This is a genomic window from Ohessyouella blattaphilus (assembly GCF_024721265.1).
GTDB lineage: Bacteria > Bacillota > Clostridia > Lachnospirales > Lachnospiraceae > Aequitasia > Aequitasia blattaphilus_A.
On sequence record NZ_JAMXOC010000001.1, the window covers coordinates 20,018 to 38,609 of the forward strand.

Consider the following 18,592-nt stretch of genomic DNA (forward strand, 5'->3'; position numbering starts at 1 on the left):
TTCCCCTTTGTTCTACTCGGTTTTCACCAATTTCTTAAATACATCCCCGCGCTCTTCAAAGTTTTTAAACATCCCCCAACTGGCACAAGCAGGTGATAATAACACGGCGTCACCACTACCCGCCAGCTCTGTAGCCGTCCGCACGGCCTCTTCGAAGGAATCAACCAACACGTAGTCATGAAATCCTAGAGACATAGCCGTCCGGGCAATATCCTCTTTCGTCTCACCTAGCAGAACCATCTTTTTAACTTTACCATTAAAGCTACCAATCCATTCCCGGTAATCCGCGTCCTTATTATAACCGCCGGCGATCAATACGATCGGTCTCACCATTGCTGCTACTGCTTTAATCGCTGCATCAGGATTGGTCCCTTTAGAGTCATTATAGTAGGCTATCCCATTTTTCTCAGTGACGAACTCAATGCGGTGAGCCACCCCAGCAAACTCTCCCAGCACCTTTCTAATGATGGTTAGCGGCACTTTATACACAAGAGCCATCGCCACTGCCGCCATTACATTCTCGTAATTATGCACACCTAAGAGTTGCAAATCATCAAGGTCACACACCACTTCTTCCGTATCTTCGTAGCGTAAGACAATTTTTTGATCTTTAAGGTAAACCCCTTCCGCTAGGACAGACTTGCTGCTAAAATAAATCACTTGAGCCCATAACGTCTCACCCAGTTTTCTAGTTACCTCGTCCTCATAATTAAGAATGCAGTAGTCCCCTTCCGTTTGGTTTTCAGTAATCCGTACCTTAGCCGCAATATAAGCCGCCATTGTATGATGGCGATCTAAATGATCTGGCGTAATATTTAAAATCGCACTCACTCGCGGATGAAAGGTTCGTATGGTCTCTAGCTGAAAGCTACTAACCTCAGCTACCACCGTCGAATTCTCATCTGTCTTCTCGGCTACTAGTGTATAGGGTGTTCCAATATTGCCAACTACAAAGGAATTCTCATTGTACGCCTTGATAATCTCGCCTAAAAGAGCCGTCGTGGTGGTCTTTCCATTGGTTCCCGTAATCGCCAGCACTTCGCCCTTGCTGCAGAGATACGCCAGTTCAATCTCCCCGATAATATCAATATTTGCCGTCTTCATTTCGACAATTTCCGGTAAATCCGTCGGCACCCCAGGGCTTAGCACAACTAAATCTATTTCTTTCATTATCTCTCGCGGAAAATCCCCTAGCATCACTTGACAAGGACCGCCTATCTCCTGGCAAAGCTTTTCTTTATCCAGCTGCGTATTCCCGTCGTAGAGATATACTTCGCTACCCGCCTTTTCCAGTAGCGCACCTGCGGCTATCCCGCTTTTCCCAAGGCCGTAGACCAAGGTCTTCTTTCCTTTAAGTATCATGAACTCTCCTTTATTTAAATCGCTAGATATCCTATCACACACAATAGGGTCGTGATTATGGTAAAGACTGCCACCACCCTCGTCTCCGACCAGCCGCATAACTCAAAATGATGATGAATCGGCGCCATCTTAAAGAAGCGCTTACCACCCGTCTTTTTAAAGTACGTCACTTGAATCATTACCGACACCACTTCTACTAGGTACACAAGACCAACAATCACGATAAAAAGCGGCATCTTTAATAGATACGCCATCCCTACTACAAACCCGCCAAGAGCTAAGGAACCAGTATCACCCATAAATACTTTGGCCGGGTACACATTGTAGAGCAAAAATCCCATTAGCGCTCCACAAGCTGCAAAGGCCACTGGCTCCACGCCGCCCTTTAGTAGCACCGAGGCAACGCCGAAGAAAATGGCCACGGGAATGGTCACACTAGAAGCCAAGCCGTCCAGACCATCGGTAAAATTCGTCCCGTTTACCGTACCGATAACAGCAACAAAAAGAAGGGGAATTGCCAAGATACCCAGATCGAGATACGTTCCGGCAAAAGGAATTCGCAGCTCTAATCCTCTCTCTGTAAAAAAATATAAGTAACCAGCAAAGAACGCTGTCAGAACAAACTGCAAAAGAAACTTTTGTTTTGGTTTTAACCCATCAGGGTCTTTCTTCACCACTTTTAAATAATCATCTAGAAAACCAATCAGTCCAAAGCCCACCGTTAGCATAAGCACTGGCAAAATCTTGGGATAGCTTCGTAAATAAAACAGCGAAGGGATAACTAGCGCTAAGATAATCATAACGCCCCCCATCGTTGGGGTGCCGGCCTTCTCTAAGTGAGACGCAACCCCTTCTTCTCGTTCTGTCTGGCCCATTTTTAGCTTCTTTAACATAGGAATGATAACCGGACCAAGTAATGCCGCTATTATAAATGCGCCGATTCCCGCATATAGAGTTGTATTGTTCATCGCAGTGAACCTCCCTTACATCTTCTGTAACTAAACTATCATACTTGATTTACTGCACCTTTTCAACTCCAAGATAGGGGAAAATCTCACTTGCAATCCCAGCAAACATCTTTGTGGTAAATTGACCGTATTGCTGATCAGGGGTGTTCGGCTCATCAATCGCGATGTAAATCACTACTTGAGGATTCTCCTGGGGAGCATAGCCAATAAAAGATACTACGTAATTACGATGTCCTCTAGGAAGCTTCTCTGCCGTTCCCGTCTTTCCTCCAATATCATATCCTTCCACCGCGGCCGGCGCTCCTGTACCGCTTACTACCACCTCGCGCAAATACGTCTTCACTAGATCACTGGTTTCTTTAGAAGTAGTTTTCTTAAGAATCTCTGGCTCCACCGTGGTCGTCACCGTACCTTGTTCGTCTTGAATCTCTTTTACCAGATGGGGCTTATAGTAGTCACCCCCATTAATCAGCGAAGAGAAAGCCGACGCCAGCTGCACCATAGTCACATTAAAACTCTGACCGAAACTACTGGTTGCAATATCAACCTCTTGAATATCATCCAAGCCGTGAATAAGGCCCGCTGTCTCCGCCTCGCCTGGTAAGTCAATACCCGTATACTGGCCAAAGCCATAGTTACTCTGCATCTTCGTAAAGCCTTCTGCACCCATCCGCAGTCCAATTTCCATTAGCGCCACATTACACGAGTTGGCCATCGCCTGAGATAACGTCTGAGTACCATGCCCCTTCGTATTATTACAGTAGATATCATGGTCTCCAACATGTAGCATACCACCACAGTAAAAGGTTTCTTCACCGTTTAAGACACCACTATCCAGAGCTCCAGCTACCGTAAACTCTTTAAAGGTGGAACCCGGCTCAAAAGAATCCGACACGCAGGCATTGCTCCAAAGCTTTGCCAGCACCTCGCCTTCTGAGCCTTCATCTCGAAGTGCCTGTTGATCTTCCGGAGTATAATTTCGCGACAAGTCCGAGCGATTATTCAAATCATAACTAGGGAAATCCGTCATTGCGAGAATTTCACCGTTTTGCGGATTCATCACCAGTACATTCGTCTTTAGACTTCCTTCTCCCGGTCTTGTATTATCTCTTTGAGCATCATTAAATTCTAAGACGTAACGATCCACAATGCTTTGTATCTGTAAATCGATGGTACTAACCACATTGCTTCCATTGACAGGTTCTTTTACCGTTCGATTAAACGTCGCATCTTCATCTAGATACCCGTATTCTTTGCCGTTTACTCCAGTTAAGACGTCATTGTAATAGGATTCAAGACCATAACTCCCAACATCCTCATCATTTACAAAGCCAATCACATCACTGGCGGTGGCATTATAAGGATATTTACGAATATAATCCTCTTCAAGCCAAATACCGTTACTATTAGCGCCATCCGCTTCATCGTTCATCATCTCTGTAAAAGTGGTCGCCGTATTGTAATCTACGTCCTTTTTGAGAATGGCATAGCGGCTTTCCGGCGTCTCTTCAAGAATCGCTTCCATCTCTTCTACCGGAATTTCAAAACACGTACTAGCTATTTCTAAAGTCTTTTCAATATAATCCTCGTCACCTAGAAGAATCTTAGCATCGAGGATAACATTATATACTCGTTCGCTTAGAGCGATTTTCGTCCCGTTTCGATCTAAGATATCGCCACGCTTATAGGCGATTTGGCGACTGTTATACTGCTGCTGATCAAGAACCGTCTTTTTATACTTATCTCCTTTGGCCGCATTAATATAGGTAATGCGGCACACTAAACCAAGAAAAACTAGCATTACTAAAATAAATACTAATGCTAGCTTCCGTTTCATATATTTAAGGAACTTCCTACGAGCCATCACTTTCACCTAATTGCCAGCGTACGCTAACATACCTTCCTTCGGTATTTGTTCCACCTGGCGAATATAATCTCCTGAGGGATTGGCATAATGTACGATTTGATTGTCAGCGGCATACGTCATACCCATCTCGTTAATCGCCCGGTCTCTCACCTGATCCAAATTGATGGGATCCATAATTGCCCCTTCTTTAGAATTATTCATCTCTTTAAGCTCTGATAATTGGCTTTGCATCTTTGTAATGTTCTTAGAGCTTGCTGTGACTTCTGCGTGAATCTTTATAAAATTAACGCAAATCACCATAGCAATCACGGATGCTAACACAAGAAAAAACACGTAGCTGCCACTTATTCTACTCTCCCGACGGCGATTTTGCCGCGTCTTACGACTAGGGGCTCTGCGAGGTTCTTGCTCTTCCCTTCGTACCGGTTCAAAACTCGGCTCGCGAACAGGAGAAAGGTTACCATAGACATAGGCTCTACTCTGCTGTCTTGTATTCCAATTTTTATTTGTTTGATAAGCCATGTCTATCTCCTTTCATCAACTTCCTACTAACTACGTTCAAAAATACGAAGCTTTGCACTTTTTGAACGAGAATTTTCTTCCATCTCTTCTGCACTTGGCAGAATCGGTTTTCTGGTAATTACTTTCCCTTTAGATGCACGTCCACATACACAAACCGGAAATTCCGGAGGACAGATACAAGGGTTTTCCGCTGTGCGGAAAATATTTTTAACAATTCGATCCTCTAAGGAATGAAAAGTAATAATGCAAATTCGGCCCTGGGGATTTAGAATCTCAATCATACTATCAAGAGAATCCCTTAACACCTCTAACTCCCTATTTAACTCGATGCGAAGGGCTTGAAAAGTCTTCTTCGCGGGGTGTCCCGCCTTCTTGCGCACCTTCATGGGAATCGCTTGCTTGATAATCTCCACCAATTGACCAGTGGTATCAATGGACCTCTGCGCTCTTTCGGCCACGATATGCTTGGCGATGTTCTTGGCAAACTTATCTTCACCGTAATCTCTAATCACGCGATAGAGGTCCATCTCACTGTAAGTATTGACGATGTCCTTAGCCGTCTTCTCCTGACGATTGTCCATCCGCATATCTAAGGGTGCATCTTCGCGGTACGAAAAGCCTCGCTCCTTGTTGTCCAACTGATAAGAGGACACACCAAGGTCAAGTATGATTCCATCCACCTTGTCAACACCTATCTCCAGAAGCTTTACTTGCATATCCTTGTAATTGCTTCTGATTAATGTGACTTTGTCGCCAAAGTCCTCCAGACGAGTTCCGGCTGCTTTAAGCGCTTCCTCATCTTGGTCTATACCTATAATACTCCCTTTGCCGGTAAGCTTTTTGCATACTTGGTATGCATGCCCACCACCGCCCAACGTTCCATCTACATAGATTCCGTCAGGTTTAACATTTAATCCATCTACTGTCTCATCGAGAAGAACGGTTGTGTGTTTAAACTCCATATACATCTCCCTTAGAAGCTAAAACCTTCTGCTTCAAGCTGCTTGGCATTCTGAACGAAATTCTTGTCGGCAGCTGCGTTCTTCTCCTCCCACAAAGCTTTGTCCCAAATTTCGGCACGCTTCCCCATACCGATAAAGACGACTTCTTTGCTTAACTTCGCAAATCCGCGTAAGCTCTGAGGAATCAAGGTTCTCCCTTGATTATCGATATCGCCGTCTGTAGCGCTTGCTACAAAGTGGTACATCATCTCTCTGGCAACATCATTAGTAGTAATCGGTAGTTTGTTTAACTTGGCTTCGAATTCTTCCCATTCGTCTTCCGGATATACATACAGACAATCTTCATGACCCTTCGTGATAACAAAATCCTTCCCTAGGTCATCACGCATTTTAGCAGGTATAATCAACCTGCCCTTGGCGTCAATATTATGACTGTATTCTCCTTTCAACAATGGATTCACCCACTTTCTTCCACTTCTCACCACTTCCTACCACTTGAAACCATTTTATTACATTCTTAAGACTATTTCAACCCTATAATTGTAAAAAAAGCATAAAAAAAAGGAACTAGCTTCGAACGCTAGTTCCTTTTTTAGTGCATTTATTCCGTTGCCTCTTCGTCTGCAGGTACTTCCTCCACCGGTGCTTCCTCTTCCGCTGCCGGCTCCGTGTTTAACTCTGTCAAATATTGATTTACATCATCGTATTTTACTTCAACTGCTGTCTTCGGCTTATTATCTGCCACACTTCGTACCACCGAGTAGCCAATCCAGACCACCAAAAGTACCGCTACCACCAGCAAACCGATTTGCATCATAATCTGCTTACGTCTCGCCTTTCTTTGGCGTTCCCGTCTTGTCGCCTTACTCTCTTTATATCGATCCACTTTTTCTTGGCTCATAAAATCGTCTCTCCTTCTCCCCTATACTTAAACTTTTTTGTTATTCTAACACATCTTTATTGTTTAAACAACTGCGATAATACCACCGTCAGAAGCGTACATGGTACTGATGCCCCTAGTATCAAGAATAATAACCTCTTTCACCGCGACTTTTTCAAGGATCATCTTTTTCACACTTTCTGCTCTTTCTAAGCAGTTACAGTGGGAAATAGCCAGAACCTTCTCCGTCGGATTAATCACCTCCGTCGTTAAGTACTGAACCATTTTCTGCAAGGCTTTATTAATTCCCCGTCCTTGGCCTAGTTGAAAGATCGTCCCCTCTGCTGTTGCACCACAGACTGGTTTAATATTAAGGGCCGAAGCCACAAGCATCTTAAGCCCTGTTAAGCGTCCATTCTTTCGTAGCGTCTCTAAATCTTCAAGGACAAAATACGTGTTCTGGCCTTCAATGTAGGCTTCCACTTCCGTAACCACCTCTTCAAAAGAAAGTCCCTTTTCTTCGCACTCTCTAATTTTCAGACCAATCAAGGTCTGAGCAACAGAAGCCGAGCGTGAATCAAAGATATACACCTGTTTATCCGGCTCTTGCTCTTCCATCATCGTCTTTGCTAACATGGCGCTATTATAAGAACCACTTAGATTAGCTGATAGCGTCACACCGTAGACTCGCTTTTCATTCCCCCGATACGACTCCAAATATTGATCAGGAGAGGGACAGGAAGACCGTGGACATTCCTTCGTCGCCGCTGCCGCTCGCAAAAACTCTTGTTGATCAAAAGTCTCGTCATCAACCATGTTTCTTTCCCCTACCGTTATATAAAGAGGAATAGATGTATAGATTCCCGATGCTTTCATCTCCGATGTCAATTCCCCACAGCTATCAATAATAATTTTGTATTCCATTCTTCACCTATTTCTTTCTTCAAGACGCTCTAGTCAAGCCGAATCCGTCTTGATACCCCCAGTGCTACTCCCATCTCTGTTAACAAAAACAAGGTGGATGTGCCGCCATAACTGATAAACGGCAAGGTAATCCCCGTCGTTGGCAAAACCCCAGTTACTACACCTACATTAAACATCACCTGCAAAGCGATATGGGCAAATATTCCCGTCACCACTAACGAGCTATAAAGATCCGGTGCATTCTGAGCAATGAAGAATAGCCGGTATAGCACCAAGCCGAAAAGTATCAAGATCATAATTGCGCCAAATATTCCCAGCTCCTCACAAATAACCGAGAGAATCATATCGTTTTGCACCTCTGGGATAACCATCTTCTGAGCGCCGTTTCCCAGCCCTTTGCCAAAAAGGCCACCAGAGCCGATGGCATATAACCCCTGCAAGCTCTGAAAGTTGTCTCCTGAGTATTCCTCTGGCTTTAACCACATTAAAATTCGGTTCATGCGGAAATTCCCTGTAGAATTTACAAAATTGACAACATAAACCAGAAAACCACCCACCAGCACCACTAGGGCAACCCCTATCATAAGGAAGGGTTTCGTCTTGGGATGCGAGATAAACACGATAATAACGGTAATCCCCATTAGAATAACCGCCGTACTTAAGTTATCTGTCAAAAATAGAGCAAAAGCCGCTGCTACTAATCCTGCACATAAAACCTTTGCGGTCTGTTTAAGCTGCTTATATTCTTTACCAAATTTAATTATCAGCAGCGGAATATAAATAATTAGGGCAATCTTGGCAATCTCCGCTGGTTGTAATTGTTGATCTCCCGGAAGCTTTAACCATCTCTTAGCACCGTTCACCTCTTTTCCTAGAGGCGTCTGTACTAAGGCCATCAAAGCGAGAGAAGCCATGTATGAGAAGAAAGCCACCTTACGATAAAACTCCAGAGGCAGTCGGCTTGCCACATATAACCCGGCAAAACCTGCCACCGTAAAGATCAGCTGTCTCGTCAAATAGTGCATACTATTTCCGTATTTAATTAAGGCACTATAGGAACTTACAGAATAAAGCATCACTAGGCCAAAACACACCAAAAAGACTAAAACCGCTAAGAGGCTGTAGTCAAAATACTCTGAGGTACTTTTTGAAATTGTCTTTGCTTTCATCTTTTTGGTTTTTGCTGTCATTGCTTTCTCTTCACCTAACTATTCAAATTTAAACATATAGTTCGAGTAGACGTTATGCCCTGTTTGTAATACTTCTCCATCTATACTAATTTTAATTTTATCAACTTTAAAACTATCAATAAATGAATTGCATAATGCTCCTAAGCAATAGTATTCCTCTGTGCTGCCCATCTTACCTAGATAATCCGCATAAGCTTGGTTCAAAGTTAAATCAATGGCTTTTTGACCATTATCAGTAACCTCCTCGAATCCCACTACCTTCACGTCTGAAATCATAACCTTATACTCAATCATTTTGTTCAAAATAGCGTCTGGCGTCAACTCATCCACCACAACTGACTCCGATTCAAAGCTCATATACTGCTCATCAGGGTGAAAAATAACCATCGGAAAATTATTATTATTTTCCGGCTGCGGTTCCTCTACATTCTCAGCCACATTTTCGTTCTCGTTCTTGTTATCCTCTTTCGACGCATCTTCAATCACAAGCTTATCCGCACTATCAGGAACCTTTACTTCATCTTCCTTCTTCCCGCATGCAGAAAAACTCATTACAAAACTCGCTACTATTAACAAAAACAACTTCGCCCTTTTCATTATATCAACCCTCCTTCTTAAAACATGTTCTTTCTATAATCATCTTCTTACAATATCACCTATATGTCAAGAATCACCTAACTTTGATCTCCAAAATGCTTGATTCATTGTAATTCGCCTAACAAGCCACCTTGGTAAACGCTTATACTTTGTACCAAGAAGATATCCTAGATATTTACAGCCACTTTTGTAAATCAACACGACAATCTCCTTATATTTGTGGTTTCGAAAAAGATAGTTTGCTGTTCTTCTCACAAGTTTTACCCCCTCCGATTCCGCCTTGATTCCCGCAAAAGCTTCTGGATAATCAACTTGTGAGACTGCCATATCAAAATTTCGCTTTAATTGTTCCCGTCCCGAATAATTATGAGCATGAATCACTTTCGCCTCTGCTTGATAAGCCACCTTGTAACCTACTCTAATCACTTTTCCTGCATAGATCATGTCTTCATTAAAAATAGTCTTGCGGACGAACCCGTTATTCTTTATATATATCTCTCTGTTATACATTGCACAGACATTCGAGCAAAAGAACGTTTTTATACCTAGCTCGTCAATATCGCTCATACTTTTAATCCGGCTTTTATCTGGATAATTAAACAAACGAGTGTATCGTTCAATTATATCTGTATCCTCTATAGGAAGCTGCCGCGCAAATGATACGGCTACTGCTGTATCAACAAACGGTTTTAATAGTTCTTCTGATAGTATTTCATCCGTCGGCACCGCATCTTGAGTCATCAACAAAACATATGGCGCTTGGGATAAACGCATCCCGAAGTCTCTCGTCCCCCCATGGTCGAACTCATCTTTTTTAATTGTGTATATCTCAACATCATATTTTTCTTCGATACCTCTCACAGAAACATTCGATTCGGTATTCAGTAGTATTATTCTGTTAGGCTGATTTCTTTGGCATTTCAAACCTTCAATTAATCGATTTAATTTCCCATCCGGTTTGAAGGTAGGAATTACCACATCATACATCTGTCTAATCATACGTCGTCTTTCTCCATTCCTTTACCCACATACCAAAAAACAATAGCCGAAAGAATAAACCACATCCAGACTACAGGACTGCTGAGCCACGTTGTAAAAAAAGAAAGCCCAAGGTATACGGCAAATTGACCATAAAACAAAAAAATAATCGGATTATTTGTATCACGCACTTTTCTTACTATTATTTTCGCAATCACCCCAACCAAAATAGCTAAAGCACACACTCCCACAACGCCAAAGTCATAATACGCATCATAAAACATGGTCAATGTTGTCAGTTCTGGTTTCGTCAAATACAATGGTATATCAACTATCTTGGGAATCACATACTTTAGCCCGGTTAAAGCAAAAAAGGGGAAAAGCATCTTTAAACCAAAAGTATGTCGTCCTATATTTTCCACTAATACATTAAAATTCTCAAAATTATTCGCTACATACATATATGGTTGCGTAATGAATATTGGCATATCACGATTTTTCATCTCAAATACACTATTTAAATACGCTACATTATGGTCTTTAGCAATTGTCAATAATACGTATAGAGGAATCAACACCAAAAGAAGCAACACGACAATCCGTCCATTTATTCGCTTATTCGTGGCAATATATACTGTTAAAGCTATTCCAACCGCTAAAAGAATCTGAGATCGTGCAATACACATAACCAAAACAAGAACGCTCACAACGTTCCAAAGGATAATTATTCCCATTTCCCTCTTAACTTCGTTTTTTTTGCTCTGAATATACAACACCGATAGAGCCGGTATTAATGCCCCACCCAATGTTAAGTAATGAAGTCCCGACACCGGAAATAGAAAAGCTGAATGAGCCGCTTGCGAAAATAGCGGTATATAACCACGAAGCACAACCTCTATGACAAAACACGTAAGCGAAACCAAGCCAAGTACATTTACACATTGAAATATCCGTTTTGTTGCTTCTTCTACCTTTTCAACTCTTCGATCCACACGGCCATCTCGAAGCCCCCATTCATATCCAACACCAAATCCCATGTAGACAACAAAAAAACATAACCATGTAAGATAATGCCAACTTGTCTGCAAACGACTCAGTTGCAGGCATGCAACTCCTTGTCCACCAACCCAAGCCAATGTAAACACACCTCGCAAATCGACTATATTTCCTGTTTCTTTGTACCATTTTCTATACAAATAAATCGCCGCAAAAATTAACGTCGCCCCAGAAGCGATTTCACACTCCGCTAAAGAAAGAATATAACTAACAAGATATGCCAACATATATATCCCATATTCTAAAATCACGTTACTTCGCTGTCTCATCGTTATAAGTTCCTTCCTAGCATATTTTAATATGCGTTTTTATTAATAAACCCTTTAAAAAATGTTAAAAACAAAATTTTAAAATCCAATCCTAACGTCCAGTTTTCAATATAGTACAAGTCATATTCAATTCGTTTGTAAATCGAAGTGTCACCTCTAAGCCCATTCACTTGCGCCCAACCCGTGATCCCTGGACGCACTTGGTGTTTAATCATGTATCGCGGAATTTCCTCCTTAAATTTACTCACAAATTGCGGACGCTCCGGTCGCGGTCCGACTAATGACATTTTCCCGATCAACACATTAAACAATTGCGGCAACTCATCTATGCTTGTCTTTCGGATAATCTTCCCAACAGCTGTGACTCGTGGATCATTTGGGACAGTCCATTTTTCTTTCTCTTCATTTTTGTCCTGAACCTCCATCGAACGAAATTTATACATATTGAATGTTTTATTATTCAGCCCCATTCGTTCTTGTTTATATATCAACGGTCCCTTTGAGGTGCTTTTAACAAGCACAGCCGTAATCAGCATTATCGGTGAAAAAAGCACAATCGCAACAACTGCACCGAAAATATCTTCCGCTCTCTTAATAAATCTATTCAAGTCATTAGATAGTGGAATTTTACGAATATTAATTACAGGAAGTCCATTTAAGTCCTCTGTATACGGCTTCGTTGGAATTATTTTATTGTAATCTGGAATAAATTTCGTATGCACTCCTGATTTTTCACACATCGCTACAATCTTAGCCAGTTTACTATACTCATTAATGCTTAAAGTGATTGCAATTTCATCAAAATGCGTTCTCGGTAAAACAATATCTAAATTCGCTATCGTTCCTAAGACTTTTACTCCGCGATATGAAATACCACTTTCCACATGGTCATCTAAAATACCGCGTACACGATATCCCCATTCTGGATTCATCGTTATCCTATCGATATATTCTTCCGCCGCTCTACTGTACCCAATCAATAAGATATCCTTTTGGTTATATCCACTTTTTCTTAAATCCCGTACTCCTTGCCTTATAATATTACGCGTAATGACGGTAGTATATACATTTATACAAAAGAAAATAAAAATCATTGTACGCGAATAATCATTCTCTCTTAGCAAATATAGAATTAGAATAAAAGCCATTAGTCCAATAATATTCGCCTGGATAATGTGCCATGCTTCCTCACGTCTTCCTACTAACCGTTTTGAAGCATAAAGTTGAAATATATAGTACAGTATCAAATAACCTGGAACAATGTATATCAAAGCAATGCAATATTGTTTCAAAGAATAGTACCATAATTCATCTGCAAAAATACCACTCTTAAATTTTACATACCAAGAAGCAATATATGAAAAAATAATCGCCAGTGCATCCACGATAAATCTTAATCTATTTATTAATTTCTCATTATCCTTAATCACTTTTATCACCTATTATCTTTAAACAATGTCTTACTTATAGTACAATAAATTCTATTAATCGGCAAGTCAAGACTACATTCACTCCTACAAACAAGATTCATTTTTTCTATCAAATATGATAATATAAACATGGAATATTAAGAAAGGAAAAGTAAATTTGATGAAAAAAATAGTAACACTCTTGACAACACTCTTTCTCCTGCATATATGCGCCCTTCCAACAAAAGCCTCTAATAATATCCCCGAAGAGATCCTTTCACTTCAAGGGAATATAAAATACGACACAAACACGTTCTCTGAACCGCAGAGTTTTTCCGCGTCCGAAAGTGGACCAAGGGTCGCTATTCTCAGCGATAGTATCTCTACATACAAAGGATACTCTCTTTGGGGAACCTATTTCTACGATGAATCTTTAATGTCTATATATGATACATGGTGGGGGCGCTATATTAACGATATCGGTGGTCATCTAACCGCTAGTGAAACTCTTGGTTCTTCTAGCATAACATGGAACGGTCAAAATATAGCTACATACTATGATAAAAACAGCTACATGGCTTCTGATTTCCGAATTAATAGATTAGCTTATGGTGGAACCCCCGATGTAATACTATTTTTCGGAGGAACAAACGATTTTTATTGGCGTCCGCAAATCGGCACTTATAATCCAAACCAAATAGGTCTCGTCGATACATTTACAAACGCGTACCACACAGCTCTTTTTAAGATGCGTACAAAATATCCTTCTGCTAAAATAATTTGTATAACGCCTTTTAGAATCCGTGAATCACCTGATTCTGACTTAGATTATTATTGCAATGCTATCCACGCGGCTGCCACTATATACAATGCGCAGGTGATCGATCTTCGCAAAGCCGGTCTAGAAGAAATCGATTGCTACGACGGAATCCATCCCAACAAATCTGGAATGAACAAAATTTATGGTATGATTAGTCAAAATGCCCCCCCTATTAAATGCGAATATATAACAAGTCATATATCTGATGGAGTCTTAAAAGCTACAGCAACAGTCAGTGGCACTTACAGCAACGAAGCAGAATATAAATGGGATATAATCAATACTAAAAACACTTCGCAGAAAATCACAATAGATTGGTCACCGCAGCAAGACATCACTTGGCACCTCGTGCAAAGCGGACAATATCAAATAAATGTCACAATTAGAGACAAAGACAAAACATATAGCACTGCAAGCACTGTCGCAACAGGCTCCGCCGAGTTCGATGTAAATGGAATCTATATTCCAAATATAAATAGGCTTACAATTAGTGCCGGTGTCAATATTTCACCTAATTATAGTAATAAAGAATTCGAATGGCAGTATTATGATTGTCAAGAGCAAAAATGGTATTTAATCCAGAATTGGAGTCCTTACGCTTCATGGATAAACTGGACTCCTCCTAAAAGTGGCTCCTACTGGCTCCACTGTCGTGTCCGTTCAACTATCACAGGGCATATTATAAGTTCTACCAATGGTTTCTATTATACACAACCTAAGGAATTCCATGTAAACGGTATATATATACCAACCCTAAACACGTACAAAATCAAGGCTGGTGTCAATGTGGCCCCTGATTATACTTCAAAGGAATTCCGATGGCAATACTATGACGTTAAACAGAAGAACTGGTTCTTACTTAGTGATTGGCAATCCAAAAGCAATTGGATTACATTTGAACTACCCAAAAACGGAGTTTATTGGCTCCATTGTGAGGTTCGTTCGCAAAAAACCGGCCTAATTGAATCGTGCACTACTGCCTTCAACTATTCTAAACCTACTTTTACAACAAACGGTATTTACATTCCTCAATTCTTTTCAAACAAACTAAGTGCTGGCATCAACTTAAGTTCCTATACAGATAACGATTATCGTTGGCTTTATTATGATTTGAGCACTAAAAAATGGCACACAATTAAGGATTGGGATACTTCTTCCAACTGGACAAATTGGCTTATCCCGCATAAAGGAACCTTCCTTCTCTATTGCGAGGCAAGGAATCCATACGGGCAATGCGTAGATTATGCCGTTGGAATACATTGGTAATCTCTCCTATTTCCACAAACAAAATATCAGAGCAGATAAAATCTAGATTTATCGGCTCTGATATTTTGTTTCGTCACACATTTATTGGGGTTATTTCAACTCGTTCCATCTCCTGGAATCGGCGTTTCTTCAACAGGAGAGTCTCCACCTGTATCAGTTGGATTATCCTGAGAGTTTTCCGGGTAGTTAGTCTGTGGCGTCTCTGGATAATTTGTCTGTGGCGCCTCATAGACTCCGGCATTATTCCCGAAGTCATCAATATCCACATCGTCATCCCCAAACGTACTGGAGTTACTCGCGCGATCCCCTGCCTTTGCAGAAATCTTTACTTCAATAGCACTCAATGTAGTCGATGACAAATATTCTGTTTCTGGAAAAAGAAAGGAATGTACCGCCGCTACATTAGATACTAGCGTATTCGGAATAACAACGCTTCCTACCTCATTCAATAAGTCAGTAGTATTGTCTGCTGGAAATCCTGAAGTCTCATTTATGTTATAGTCACCTACTTTTTTCCCATAATCCAACATTTCAGTTAAAGTAAAGTTTGTCGATACTTGCGGGAAAACTTCATCAATTATTTTATTCAATGCACTCAAGTTTGCATTTTTTGCCTTTTCTAATATCTTCTCAATAACCAGTCTTTGACGCTCCGAGCGTTGGAAATCACCATTACCTTCGTATCTAATTCTCGCATATGAAACAGCCTGTACACCATTCAAATTATAAGTATTATATGCCGGTTCAACTCTAGTATATTCTCTGCCTGTTACTTGAGCTGTTTCCACCGCGTAATTATTCATATGCATTGCTTCTGCTTCCGTCATACCAATTTCTATTCCACCAAGTGCATCTACAACATCAACTAAGGCATTAAAATTGACCGATACATATTTTTCAATATTCATATCCAAATTTTTATTTATCATAGAAACAGCTTCTTCTGGTCCACCAAAAGCATACGCAGCATTTGCCTTATTTAACGAGCCATCGCTCATCTCCAAAAGTGTATCTCGATAAATGGATACTAACTTTATATCGCCTGTTTCCTTGTTAAGACTAGCAATCATAATAGTATCGCTACGATTTCCTTCCCCTAGTGTGCCATCGCGAGAATCTATGCCAAATAAGGCAACATTCAAATACCCTTTCTCATGAACAACTTCGTCGCTTATACTTAGCTTTTCCGGATCCAGTTTATTAATATCAAGTTTTGTAAGTTTGCTACTTGCATAGATTATTCCAGATGTCAAAAGTGTTGCAATAATAACTACAAAAAAAACAAGTAGTTTCTTCTGTATACTCCATCTTCTTTTTCGTCTTCCTCTTCGATATCTTCTTTGCGTTTTCGCCATCAATGCTCCCTTTCGTATTCTTAATAATATGCGTCTTCCAACGTTGCAATACCCGTCAAGTATATTATATCTCCACTAATCAAGTTTAACATATCCGACGGCACATACTCTACATCAGGAAAAAGAGAATTATGCAACTGTGTAACATTATTCAATAAATTGACAGGGACCACGTATGACCCCGAATATCCTGGTATCTCGCTTGGCAATGCCGTTTCATATGGAAAGCCTGTTGAGTCAAGCATTTCATAATTTAACAACGCTTCGCCAATTTTTAAGATTGTTTTTATATCAAGACTCGTTGACACCTCCGGCAAGACTTTATTCGCAATTTTATTTAACTGGAATATATTTGTTTGTTTTGCCTTCTCCATTATTTTTTCCAAAATGAGGCGTTGCCTCTCTGTTCTTTTAAAATCACCGCCGTCTGTGGCTCGGATTCTTGCATACGATACAGCCTGAACACCATTTAGATTATATGTCCCCATTACCTCTGGCGGTTCAATTGGTTCATACTCTTTACCTGTGACCTCTGATGTTTCAACACAATAATTATTCATATGAATCACTTCTTCACGCATCATACCGATTTCTATACCACCAAGTAGATCTACTATATCAGACATCGACCCAAAATTAACGGTTACATAATCTTGAATGTTAAGATCCAAATTACGATTAAGCATATTTACAGCCTCTTGCGGCCCACCAATCGCATACGCATCATTAGCTTTCGCATAATAAGGACCTTCTGTTCCCTCTAGACGCAAAAATGAATCTCTGTACACAGAGACTAAACGAAGATTTTTATTCACATTATCTAAACTCGCAATTATTATTGTATCGCTTCGAACTCCTATTGTTTCCCCTTCACGTGCATCGATTCCAAAAAGAGCAATATTTGTGTAGTCCTCATCATTTAGAGTCTCATTTGTAATAACAGATTCGATATTAACCTTATCCATTAAATCCAACTTCCGCATAGCAAACGCAACTACACCAAGCGCTAAAAGTATGATAACTTCCAGCACTAAAATTAGTGCTCGAATTCTTTTTTTTCTTTTTCTTCTTCTCTCCCGCTCAACATTCAGCCTCGAAATCATCGCACTCTCCCGCCTATAAAGGCTCTATATTTATTACAAATTTGTTACAAACCATTACATATGATACATCATAAAGTGCCTTTTTGCAACATTCTTAAGAAAATCTTCTGATGAGATTTAGCCACAATTCCAGCTGAATTTTCATGATAGAACCTATCATACAGGGCTTAATACACACTTTTTTATCGTGATTTTGCTTTGCAACTCGAAACCCCGAAACAAAACCTTTCGCATAATCCCTCCCTAAACCTTTCAAAAAGAAAAAGATAAATTTAATCAAAAAACCAAACAACAGAAAAGGAAAGTTAACCACGATCTGAATAAACGGCATATTTTTATAAATTAGATAGATATTATTCTGCACCGAGTGTTTTACTTTAAAACCATTGTGCTTAGAACCACTAGTTTTACTCCCCATATGATAAACTCTTGCCTCGGCTTCATATTTATTTATATATCCATGTAGACGTGCACGATATCCAATATCAACATCTTCTAAATACGCAAAATGCGCTTCATCAAAATAACCTATCTCCTCAAAAACGCTTTTCCGATATATAGCCGCCCCTGCGCAGGTAGCAAAAGTCTTCATTGATCTGGAATATTTTCCAACAGCTTTACCACTTCCACGTGCAAAAGCCCATCCAAAAGCATTATAGAAGGTCCCTGCACTATCTATTAACGTGCGATTATAATATTGTATCATACAGGCTTCAACCGAAAAAATTTTATTCGACAATCGAATCGCCGAGTACATTTTTTCCACAAACAATGCATCAATTTCAATATCATTATTTAAAAGCAACACGTAATCTGTATACGCACTTTTGATGCCCACATTAACAGCTTTACAAAAACCGTAATTTTTGTCTAGTCCGATGAAACGTACACTTGGATACTTAGTTTTAACCATCTCTCTACTATTATCCGTCGAGCCATTATCAACAACAACTATACTCGTTTCAAGAGTATTATTTTTAATAATTGACTCAAGGCAAATATCTAGCATAGAACAACCGTTATAATTCGGAATAACAATCGTTACTTTATCCATCTCACACCTT

General features: G+C 40.3%; 17 protein-coding genes. 1 reads left to right on the top strand and 16 read right to left on the bottom strand.

Going from position 1 to position 18,592, the window contains the following annotated elements:
- Positions 1-12: 12 nt before the first annotated feature.
- The 13 genes from murD to NHH16_RS00135 all read right to left on the bottom strand — a co-directional run bounded on the left by murD (position 13) and on the right by NHH16_RS00135 (position 13,005).
- Positions 13-1,362, bottom strand: coding sequence for a UDP-N-acetylmuramoyl-L-alanine--D-glutamate ligase (gene murD, locus NHH16_RS00075; RefSeq protein WP_262067556.1), 1,350 nt, complete (start codon positions 1,360-1,362; stop codon positions 13-15).
- 14 nt (positions 1,363-1,376) lie between these two features.
- A complete protein-coding gene (mraY, locus tag NHH16_RS00080) occupies positions 1,377-2,330 on the bottom strand; it encodes a phospho-N-acetylmuramoyl-pentapeptide-transferase (RefSeq protein WP_262067557.1) in 954 nt (317 codons plus the stop codon).
- Between the two features lie 49 nt (positions 2,331-2,379).
- The gene (locus tag NHH16_RS00085) at positions 2,380-4,167 is read right to left on the bottom strand and encodes a peptidoglycan D,D-transpeptidase FtsI family protein (RefSeq protein ID WP_262067558.1); all 1,788 of its coding nucleotides are present in this window, start codon (positions 4,165-4,167) and stop codon (positions 2,380-2,382) included.
- 36 nt (positions 4,168-4,203) lie between these two features.
- The gene (locus NHH16_RS00090; protein ID WP_262067559.1) at positions 4,204-4,719 is read right to left on the bottom strand and encodes a hypothetical protein; all 516 of its coding nucleotides are present in this window, start codon (positions 4,717-4,719) and stop codon (positions 4,204-4,206) included.
- A gap of 26 nt (positions 4,720-4,745) precedes the next feature.
- Positions 4,746-5,681: a 16S rRNA (cytosine(1402)-N(4))-methyltransferase RsmH gene (gene rsmH, locus NHH16_RS00095; protein WP_262067560.1), complete on the bottom strand. Its 936-nt coding sequence runs from the start codon at positions 5,679-5,681 to the stop codon at positions 4,746-4,748.
- Positions 5,682-5,692: 11 nt separating this feature from the next.
- Positions 5,693-6,133 carry a division/cell wall cluster transcriptional repressor MraZ gene (gene mraZ / locus NHH16_RS00100; RefSeq protein ID WP_262067942.1) on the bottom strand — a complete coding sequence of 147 codons (441 nt, stop codon included), beginning with the start codon at positions 6,131-6,133 and terminating at the stop codon, positions 5,693-5,695.
- Positions 6,134-6,282: 149 nt separating this feature from the next.
- On the bottom strand, positions 6,283-6,582 hold the full coding sequence (locus NHH16_RS00105; RefSeq protein ID WP_262067561.1) for a hypothetical protein: 300 nt from the start codon (positions 6,580-6,582) through the stop codon (positions 6,283-6,285).
- Positions 6,583-6,645: 63 nt separating this feature from the next.
- On the bottom strand, positions 6,646-7,485 hold the full coding sequence (locus NHH16_RS00110; protein ID WP_262067562.1) for a DegV family protein: 840 nt from the start codon (positions 7,483-7,485) through the stop codon (positions 6,646-6,648).
- 29 nt (positions 7,486-7,514) lie between these two features.
- Positions 7,515-8,675, bottom strand: coding sequence for an FtsW/RodA/SpoVE family cell cycle protein (locus NHH16_RS00115; protein ID WP_262067563.1), 1,161 nt, complete (start codon positions 8,673-8,675; stop codon positions 7,515-7,517).
- An 18-nt stretch (positions 8,676-8,693) separates the two neighbouring features.
- Entirely contained in the window at positions 8,694-9,272 is a 579-nt protein-coding gene (locus NHH16_RS00120) for a hypothetical protein (protein WP_262067564.1), read from the bottom strand.
- A 66-nt stretch (positions 9,273-9,338) separates the two neighbouring features.
- Positions 9,339-10,271: a glycosyltransferase family 2 protein gene (locus NHH16_RS00125; protein ID WP_262067565.1), complete on the bottom strand. Its 933-nt coding sequence runs from the start codon at positions 10,269-10,271 to the stop codon at positions 9,339-9,341.
- On the bottom strand, positions 10,268-11,575 hold the full coding sequence (locus NHH16_RS00130; RefSeq protein ID WP_262067566.1) for an O-antigen polymerase: 1,308 nt from the start codon (positions 11,573-11,575) through the stop codon (positions 10,268-10,270). Before NHH16_RS00130 ends, NHH16_RS00125 begins: the two co-directional genes overlap by 4 nt.
- Before the next feature lie 26 nt (positions 11,576-11,601).
- The gene (locus tag NHH16_RS00135; RefSeq protein ID WP_262067567.1) at positions 11,602-13,005 is read right to left on the bottom strand and encodes an undecaprenyl-phosphate glucose phosphotransferase; all 1,404 of its coding nucleotides are present in this window, start codon (positions 13,003-13,005) and stop codon (positions 11,602-11,604) included.
- A gap of 160 nt (positions 13,006-13,165) precedes the next feature.
- Here NHH16_RS00135 and NHH16_RS00140 point away from each other — a divergent pair, with 160 nt between their 5' ends.
- A complete protein-coding gene (locus tag NHH16_RS00140) occupies positions 13,166-15,070 on the top strand; it encodes an SGNH/GDSL hydrolase family protein (protein ID WP_262067568.1) in 1,905 nt (634 codons plus the stop codon).
- 95 nt (positions 15,071-15,165) lie between these two features.
- Here the strand turns inward: NHH16_RS00140 and NHH16_RS00145 are convergent, their stop codons facing one another.
- From NHH16_RS00145 to NHH16_RS00155, 3 genes are all read right to left on the bottom strand, one after another.
- Complete coding sequence (locus NHH16_RS00145; protein ID WP_262067569.1) at positions 15,166-16,425, bottom strand: LCP family protein; 1,260 nt, start codon at positions 16,423-16,425, stop codon at positions 15,166-15,168.
- 20 nt (positions 16,426-16,445) lie between these two features.
- Complete coding sequence (locus NHH16_RS00150) at positions 16,446-17,528, bottom strand: LCP family protein (protein WP_262067570.1); 1,083 nt, start codon at positions 17,526-17,528, stop codon at positions 16,446-16,448.
- A gap of 94 nt (positions 17,529-17,622) precedes the next feature.
- Complete coding sequence (locus tag NHH16_RS00155) at positions 17,623-18,582, bottom strand: glycosyltransferase family 2 protein (protein WP_262067571.1); 960 nt, start codon at positions 18,580-18,582, stop codon at positions 17,623-17,625.
- Positions 18,583-18,592 lie beyond the last annotated feature (10 nt).